The following is a 4495-nucleotide window of genomic DNA, read 5'->3' as shown; positions in this document are numbered from 1 at the left end:
GGACGCGGCGCGTCCTGTCGCTCGCGCCGGCGCGGTGGCCGCGCGGACGCGGCGCGTTCGTCGCGCGCGCGGCCCGGCGGGGACTCGCGAGTCAACGCCGCGCGAACCCGCGCTCGCCGGGCCCCGCGCCGTCGGGTCCGCGCACCGGGGCCGTTGCGCGACAGCTCGCGCGCTTCGCTCCGGCTCGCTGTCGCGCATGGCCGGAGGCTGCGGTCGCGATCTGCGGGCGATCGTCGGCGTACAGCCGCGCCCTTCGGTACCGTATGGTCGTACGCCCCCGCGTGCGCCGCGGGCGCGCGCCGAACCTGGCGTCGCCGCGCGCAACCCGCGCGGGCGCGCGGGTACGCCATCCGGTGCGCCGCGGGCGTGCGCCGAACCTGGCGTCGCCGCGCGCAACCCGCGCGGGCGCGCGGGTACGCCATCCGGTGCGCCGCGGCGGACGCCGGTGGCCTGACGCCCGCCGCAACGCCACATCGCCGCGAGCCTGGATGCGGCCAGCGACGCTGGCCAGCCCGAATCCCGCTAGTCGTGCGGGTGGCCGTGGGCGAGTTCTTCCGCGGTCGCGGCGCGGATGCCGGTGACTTCGACGTCGAAGTGCAGCGTCACGCCCGCCAGCGGGTGGTTGTGATCCACGTAGACGTTGTCCTGCTCGACCTTCGCAATCCACAACGGGAACGGCTGGCCGTCCGGTCCCTGCGCCAGAATCTGCATACCCGCGTGCAGCTCTTCCCCGGCCGGGAACCGATCGCGCGGCACCGCCTGTGGGCCGGGGCCTGTGCGTTCGCCGTAACCCTCGGACGGCGGCACGATCGCCTGAATCCGGTCGCCGACGACGTGTCCTGTCAGCTTGCCTTCGAGGCCCGGCACGATGTTGTTCGCGCCGTGCAGATACGTGAGGGGCGTGCCGCCAGCCGAGCTGTCGATCACCTGCCCCTCCGGCGTGGTCAGCGTGTAGTGCATGCTGACCACCATCCCATCACCAATCGTTGCTTGCTCTGTCACCCCCGGTGACTACCACAGAATCGGCGCGGGTGCACCGATTTTGGCGCGGCGCGACCGGCAGCGGCGGCATCCCTCCAGTTGTCGGACAGATAGGCGGACGGAGCGCCGCATCGCGTGGGGTAGACTCCCGCCGGATGCGTCGATCGCAACGACGGCTGCTCGGCTTGGCGATCGGCGTGCCGGCGACCGTATGCGCGCTCGCCGCGCTGTACAGCGCCGGGATGTCCTATCTCGAAGGCGAGCCGCGCACGTTTTGGCAGTCGCTCGAGTGGGCCGCCGAGACGGTCACGTCCACCGGCTACGGCGCCGATGCGCAGTGGCGGCACCCGGCGATGATCGCGTTCGTCGTGCTCGTGCAGTTCGCCGGCGTACTGCTCGTGTTCCTCGTCGTTCCGCTCGTACTGATTCCGTTCATCGAGGAGCGGTTCGAAGGGCGGCTCGCGACCGCGCTGCCGCGGCTGTCCGACCACGTGGTGATCTATGGATACGGCGCCGCCGTGTCCGGGCTGGTGGACACGCTCATCGAGTCGCGCATCCCGCTGCTCGTGCTCGAAGAGGACGCGGCGCGCGCCCGTCGCATGCTCGACCGCGGCATCGACGTCGTGCACGTGTCGATCGAAGACGACGTTCCCGACCTGTCGGGACTTCCCGCGGCGCGGGCGCTCGTTCTCAACGGACCGGACCACAACAACGCGGTGCTCGCCCTCGCGGCGCGCGAGGCCGGCTTCGACGGCCCGATCGTGGCGCTGGTCGAGAGCCCGCAGCGCCGCAACCCGATGCGGCTCGCGGGCGCGACGGCCGCGTTTACGCCGCCGCACGTGCTGGCGGCCGCGATCGCCGCCAAGGCCAGTCCGCTCATCAACCCGCGGGTGGCCGGCGCTCATTCGCTCGGCAAGCACCTCGACATCGCCGAGCTGCGGGTGCACGACGACAGTCCGCTGGCGGGCGCGACGCTGGCGCAGGCTCGCATTCGCGAGCGCACGGGCGCGACGATCATCGGCCAATGGGTCGGCGGCGAGCTGAGCCAGCAACCCGCCCCCGACGCGCCGATTCCGCCGGGCACGATCCTCGTGGCCGCCGGCTCGCGCGACAGCCTCGCCCGCCTGGCGGACATCACGCGGCCGATGACCCGGCACGGCCACTTGATCGTCGCGGGGGGCGGCACCGTCGGCTCGAAAGTGGCGCAATTCCTGTCGGACGCTGGCGAGACGGTGCGCGTCATCGACGATCGCGAGCGCCCCGGCGTCGATGTCGTCGGCGAGCCGCTCGATCCGGAGACGTTGCGGCGCGCCGGAATCGGCTCGGCCCGAGCGGTGATCCTCGCGCTGGAGAACGATGCGGCGACTCTGTTCGCGGCCGCAGTCGTGCGAGATCTTGCGCCGGAGGTCGCGATCGTCGCGAGCGTAGACCGCGCGGCCAACGTGGCGCGCATCCACCGCGCTGGCGCCGACTTTTCGTTGTCGATCGCGCAAGTCACCGGACAGTTGCTGATGCATCATGTGCTCGGCGAACAATCGATTGCGCTCGAGCCGCGGCTCAAGGTGGTCAAGCTGGCGCCGGGCGAACTCGTCGGCACCAATCCCGCTTCGGCGCGGGTCCGGCAGCGCACGGGCTGTTCCATCGTCGCGGTCGAGCGCGGCGACGACGTGATCGTGGAACTCGACGGGGCCTTCGCGTTCGAACCCGCTGACGCGGTATACGTGTGCGGCACGACGGATGCGCTCGCCCGCTATTTCGACGAGTTTCCCGGGGCGCGCGCCACCGGCTGACCGCGCGGTTCGGCGCTGCGCGCGCTACGAACCGGCCGGGCCGAGCGCCGCGTCGAGGGCCGCGCGCATCGCGTCGAGCGGCGGCTGTCGCCCGGTCCAGATGCGCAGGGCTCGAGCGCCCTGGTGCAGCAACATGGCGCGCCCGTCGACCGTGCGCAGGCCGCGCGCGCGCGCGGCGGCGAGCAGCGCGGGCACGCGGTGGTAGACGAGCGACGCGACGGTCGCATGCGCGGCCAGCGCGTCGACCGGCACCGGCGCGGGCACCGCCGATTCCCGGTCCGCCGACAGGGCGGCCGACGTGCAGTCGACCCACAGGTCGGCGGCGGGCGCGAGCCGCGCGAGTTCGGCGGCCGTCCACGGCCGCGCGGCGGTCCAGTCGACTCGATCCGGACGGCGCGCGATGACGGTGACGTCCGCGGCGCCCGCGTCGGCGAGGCCGGCCGCGACCGCGCGGGCCGCGCCGCCCGCGCCCAGCACCACCGCGCGCGCGCCGCGCACGTCGCCGACCGCATCTGCAAATCCGCCTGCGTCCGTGTTGTGGCCGATGAGCCCGCCGTCGTCGCGCACCTCGATGCAGTTGACTGCGCCGATGCGGTCGGCCGGTGGCGCGAGCGCGTCGACCAACCCCGCGATCGCGCGTTTGTGCGGCACGGTCACGCTGAGACCGAGCGGCCGCAACGCGCGGGCGCCCGCGACGGCGTCCGCGAGCCGGTCCGCCGGCACCTGCATTGCGAGGAATATGGCGTCGATCCCGAGCGCGGCGAACGCGGCGTTGTGCAGCGCAGGCGACGCGCTGTGGTCGACCGGGTCGCCCCACACGGCGGCCCACCGCGTACGCGCTCCGATCACCGCCGCACCACGACCTGGCCGCCGCCCTTGAGCTGCGCCGCGCGCACGGCGGCCTTCGCGTCGCGGATCAACCGGGCGAAGCTCACCGGACGCCCCGGCTTGAGCGCCGCGATGCCGACAGACACCGACATCCGGTGTTCGCGGTCGCCGTCGGCGACCTTGCCGTAGCTGGCGACGACCTTCGCGATCCGGCGGCCGACGCGTTCGGCGCCGTCGAGCGGCGTGTAGGGCAGAAACACCAAAAAGCGGTCGTCGGCGAAGTCGACGGGTATGTCGATTTCGCGAATGCACGCGCTGATCGCCGTGGCGACGCGCGTGCGGAGCTGGCGCGCGACGGCCGGCGATGGCTCCTCCGGATACGGGTCGATCGCGACGAGTACGACCGCCAGCGGATAGCCGTAACGGCGAGCGCGTTTGAGTTCGATGACGAGCAGCTTTTGGAAGAAGTCGATGTGCTGAAACCCGGTGACGGAATCGCTCTCGCCGTAGCGCAACAGTCGTTCGCGGAGAGCCGCCTCCGCTCCCTCGACCGCGCGGAGTCGATCGCGGACGATCCGGAGCTGTGCGGCGCCGCGCAGCGCGGCTGCCATCGCGTCGCGCGCCAGCGGCCTGACGACGAACAGGTCGGCGCCCGCAGTGTCGGCGCGCTCGAACGCGGTGTCCGCGGGGGGATCGACGATCGCGATGACCGGCGGGCGCGTGCTGCGCGCGCGCGCGGCCTCGACGATCGCTTCGCCGCCGGGCAACGCCGTGAGCAGGACGTCGACGTCGCCGGCGGCGACGCGTGCAACGATCGTGTCGACGCGATCGTCGGGGGCGACTTCGTAGCCGAGGTCGACGCACAATTCCGCCGCGCGCGCGCGGCGGAATTGTGC

Annotated in this window: 3 protein-coding genes and 2 pseudogenes; 2 read left to right on the top strand and 3 right to left on the bottom strand. The window is 72.9% G+C overall.

Annotated features, from left to right (window positions below; translation table 11 throughout):
- Positions 1-522: 522 nt before the first annotated feature.
- Positions 523-972 (bottom strand): peptidylprolyl isomerase, encoded by a 450-nt coding sequence (locus D6689_12230; GenBank protein RMH40977.1) that lies wholly within the window; start codon positions 970-972, stop codon positions 523-525.
- 164 nt (positions 973-1136) lie between these two features.
- Here D6689_12230 and D6689_12225 point away from each other — a divergent pair, with 164 nt between their 5' ends.
- Positions 1137-2771 (top strand): hypothetical protein, encoded by a 1635-nt coding sequence (locus D6689_12225; protein ID RMH40976.1) that lies wholly within the window; start codon positions 1137-1139, stop codon positions 2769-2771.
- A gap of 398 nt (positions 2772-3169) precedes the next feature.
- Positions 3170-3283: pseudogene (locus tag D6689_12220) on the top strand (heparin-binding hemagglutinin).
- Positions 3284-3341: 58 nt separating this feature from the next.
- Here D6689_12220 and D6689_12215 read toward each other — a convergent pair.
- Together D6689_12215 and D6689_12210 are read right to left on the bottom strand one after the other, a co-directional pair.
- Positions 3342-3620, bottom strand: a pseudogene (locus D6689_12215) (shikimate dehydrogenase).
- Positions 3617-4495: GGDEF domain-containing protein (locus D6689_12210; protein RMH40975.1), on the bottom strand; the 879-nt coding region annotated here is incomplete at its 5' end. The pseudogene D6689_12215 and the gene D6689_12210, both read right to left, overlap by 4 nt.

The organism is Deltaproteobacteria bacterium, assembly GCA_003696105.1.
Classification (GTDB): domain Bacteria; phylum Myxococcota_A; class Polyangia; order Haliangiales; family J016; genus J016.
The sequence above is the reverse complement of the archived record's forward strand: the minus strand, read 5'-3'. Positions and strand labels throughout refer to the sequence as shown.